This is a genomic window from Oleiphilus sp. HI0117 (assembly GCF_001635235.1).
Map to the genome: position 1 here is coordinate 1 of NZ_LWGA01000680.1, position 3,806 is coordinate 3,806.

3 protein-coding genes are annotated in these 3,806 nt (G+C 44.8%); 1 reads left to right on the forward strand and 2 read right to left on the reverse strand.

What is annotated here, in order from left to right; all coding sequences use genetic code 11:
• The coding region (locus A3757_RS09405) for a bifunctional diguanylate cyclase/phosphodiesterase (protein WP_068739493.1) at nt 1–844 on the forward strand (844 nt) is incomplete at its 5' end.
• Between the two features lie 22 nt (nt 845–866).
• Here A3757_RS09405 and A3757_RS09410 read toward each other — a convergent pair.
• Complete coding sequence (locus tag A3757_RS09410) at nt 867–2,909, reverse strand: NADPH-dependent 2,4-dienoyl-CoA reductase (RefSeq protein ID WP_068514757.1); 2,043 nt, start codon at nt 2,907–2,909, stop codon at nt 867–869.
• A 120-nt stretch (nt 2,910–3,029) separates the two neighbouring features.
• Nucleotides 3,030–3,617: a heme-binding beta-barrel domain-containing protein gene (locus tag A3757_RS09415; RefSeq protein WP_068514756.1), complete on the reverse strand. Its 588-nt coding sequence runs from the start codon at nt 3,615–3,617 to the stop codon at nt 3,030–3,032.
• Between the last annotated feature and the right edge of the window lie 189 nt (nt 3,618–3,806).

The window sequence follows — 3,806 nt, forward strand, 5'->3', positions numbered from 1 at the left end:
TATGTATGAAGCGAAAAAGACTCCCCACAAAAAAATATGCTTCCATAATGATGTGCTTCAGGAGTCCATTGATCACCGCCTACGTGTTGAAGGGGAAATCAATGATGCGCTGGAGCACTTTGCCTTCCACGCCCATTATCAACCTCAAGTAGATTTGAATGGAAAACTAATTGCCGCAGAAGCTTTAATTCGCTGGCATCACCCTGAAAGAGGCCTAATCTACCCGAATGATTTTATCCCCGTTGCCGAACGCATGGGCGCTATGGATAAAATGCAGGAAGCAATGCTAACCGAAGCTTGCGAAACACTTTGTCAGTTGAAGCGCTTAGACTTACTCAAAGATAACTTTCGCATATCGGTAAATATCTGCCCTTCCCAGCTTAAGTCCAACACACTACCAATGAACTTGATTCGCACACTGGAGCACTACGAGCTTTCCCCGGGATATTTTATGTTGGAAATAACGGAAGGGATGTTAATAGAGGACCTGGAACAAACCGTTTCTATCCTTGATGAGTTGAGGCAAAAAGGCTTCAAGATATCTATTGACGACTTTGGCACGGGCTACTCTTCACTGTCCTATCTAAACAGCCTGCCTGTGAACGAAATCAAAATTGATAAAAGCTTTATCAGCACCTTGTCTGATGAACCGTCGACACACGGAGTGATAGATACCGTTATCGCACTATCGAAACACTTCCACTTTGAAGTTATTGCCGAAGGAATTGAACAACCAACACAGCTTGAAGTACTGCGTAAGAAGGATGTAAAAGGAGTTCAAGGCTACCTTTTTGCAAAACCGATGAATCAGTCAGACTTCATCAATTGGGTTAAGGCAGCCTAGTTTATAAAAGCCTCTATAGAGATTAAATTTCAGCGGCCAAACGGGAACCTTGGTCAATGGCTCGTTTTGCATCCAGCTCAGCTGCGAGGTCTGCACCACCGATAACATGAACCTTCATCCCTTTACCCTCAGCACCCGCTTCCAACAAAGCATCTGCCAACTTACGATTTGAGTCCTGTCCTGCACACAAAATCACGTTATCTACCTCTAAAGTGCGGGACTTACCGTTCACTGTGATGTGCAAGCCTTCGTCATCAATCTGATCATACTGACAACCAGGAATCATGGTGACATGCTTTTGCTTAAGCACAGCTCGATGAACCCAACCAGAAGTCTTGCCTAGATTCTTACCTAGAGCACTCTCTTTTCTTTGTAGCAGGAACACCTCACGCTCTGGGGCAGAGACCTGAGGATCAATTAGGCCTGCACGATTGTTCAGCTGCGTATCAACCCCCCACTCTTTATACCACTGCTGCTTTTCGGCCTCTGGCGTTTCTCCGTGCTTATGAACTAGGAACTCACCAACATCAAAACCAATACCGCCTGCACCAATTATGGCTACTTTCTCACCAACAGGCTTTTTATCACGCAAAACATCCAGATAACTCATAACCTTTTGATGTTCAACACCAGGAATTGGAGGCGTTCGAGGAGAAATACCCGTGGCGACAATCACCTCATCAAACCCCTCTTTGATGAGGTCTTCGGCTTCAACCCAAGTATTCAAACGAAGGTCAACGCCATACTTTTCAATCATCTTACCGAAGTAGCGCATGGTCTCATTAAAGTCATCTTTGCCCGGCACTTGCTTGGCAATGTTAAACTGCCCGCCAATCTTGTCGCTTGCATCAAACAAACTCACCTGATGACCCCGCTCAGCCAATACCGTTGAAGCAGACATGCCTGCTGGCCCCGCACCGATAACCGCAACTCGCTTCTTGTCCTGAGTCGGCAAATATTTCAACTCAGTTTCATGACAAGCTCGAGGATTCACCAAGCACGACGCCCTTTTCATCTGAAAAGTGTGATCCAAACATGCCTGATTACATGCAATACAAGTATTGATTTCATCGCCTTTGCCCGCCTCGGCTTTCGATACGAAGAAAGGGTCAGCCAGTAAAGGGCGTGCCATAGAGACTAAATCTGCCTCACCCTTTTCGATAATATCTTCTGCAATCTCAGGCGTATTAATTCTGTTACTAGCACACACAGGAATTGAAACTGTCTTACGAAGCTTTTCTGTCGCAAAACTAAATGCAGCACGCGGCACAGAGGTAACAATTGTCGGGATACGCGCTTCGTGCCAACCAATACCAGTGTTAATAATGGTAGCACCAGCTGCTTCAATCTCTTTAGCCAAGACCTCAATTTCATCCCAACTCTGACCGCCGTCAACTAAGTCCATCAACGACATTCGGTAAACGATAATAAATTTCTCGCCAACCGCCTCACGTACACGACGTACTGTTTCGATAGCAAAGCGCATGCGGTTTTCTGCAGAGCCGCCCCATTTATCAGTTCGTGTATTGACTCGTTCAGCCAAGAATTGGTTAATCAAATAACCTTCTGATGCCATGATCTCAATACCATCATAATTAGCAAACTGTGCCATCTTGGCCGCATTAGCATAGTCATTGATGGTTGACTCAATTTGCTTCGAGCTTAGCTTACTCGGTTTAAAAGGCGTGATCGGGGATTTTTTATTTGTTGCTGAAACACTGTAAGGCGTATAGCCATAACGACCAGCGTGCAAAAGCTGCATACATATCTTGCCGCCTTCGTTATGTACTGCAGAGGTAACGCGACGATGCAATAAAGCCGTTAGTTTATTATCCATTCTAGAGCCCAAAGGCAAAAGCTCACCACGGCGGTTTGGAGAGAAACCGCCCGTAATCATCAGGCCCACCCCACCCCGAGCTCTTTCAGCAAAGAAAGCCGCCAGCTTATCGATATGATAAAAACGGTCTTCCAAGCCCGTGTGCATAGAACCCATAATGACGCGGTTCTTTAGAGTCGTAAAACCAAGATCGAGAGGGGCTAGCAAGTTAGGATAATGGGGATTCATAAGGAGCCTCGGCAGAAAAATTTTGTGCAAGTCTAAAGCGTTTTAGGCCAATTTGAAACTCCCTTCTTAAGGAGTTTCGCGGGCATGGAGTAATACTTGATACGGTAGAAAGTGATCAGATTAAGATATCTTGGTTAGGGTATTTTCATCGGTATGTTCGAAGCCACTCTCACCATAGATATCAACCACAGTTGTTTGCTGATAATGCAAGCGATCCCCCTCCACTTCCAATGTTTGACTGAAGGACTTGGTATTTGCTTTTTCCCTCATAAACGCCGCTTCAGTAATGCCCCAGGTATCGCTGCCATTTTCTGCTTCAACAAAAATAATCATCTTATTATTGATGTATTCAACTGTACCGCCAGCGAGCAGAGAGACACGACGAGGAATCGTAAAGCCATTACAAATGGTTTGGCTCTCAGCATCCCAAGTCCAGTAGCCTAGCTGATGATGAATTAGCTTGTCATCGCGCTTGCGACGAACTATTTGTTCGTACTGAACAATGCCCAAGTCTTGCTCTTCAGCATTACTCACATCACCCACGAGTTTGAATTCCAAGGTTTCATAGAAGGCGTTTTCTTCAACACCGTCGGGCTCCGGTGCAATGTCCATCCCTGTTTCACCTTGCCACTTTCCCAGCAACAGCGCTAAGGGCCCTACAAGCTTGGCATCTAAAACTTTGTTATCAATTGCTTTGAATTCTGACATAGCTACCTCGAATCTATTTTTCTATTAATAGGATAATGCTTTTTTCATTGTCGTTTTTAAAGCGCTTTAGAGAAATTTTAGTGCTGCCAAGCTAAATAAAGACTCTGAAATTGATTTAGATCTAAGCCATCTCTACTTCTCAGGGTTCTGAGCGCTTTATGCTTAAATATCAGTAAGACTAATAATTTA

Excerpts from the sequence above, each read along its gene's own strand:
- A3757_RS09410 (WP_068514757.1), bottom strand. The coding sequence starts at position 2,909 with ATGAATCCCCATTATCCTAACTTGCTAGCCCCTCTCGATCTTGGTTTT.
- A3757_RS09415 (WP_068514756.1), bottom strand. The coding sequence starts at position 3,617 with ATGTCAGAATTCAAAGCAATTGATAACAAAGTTTTAGATGCCAAGCTT.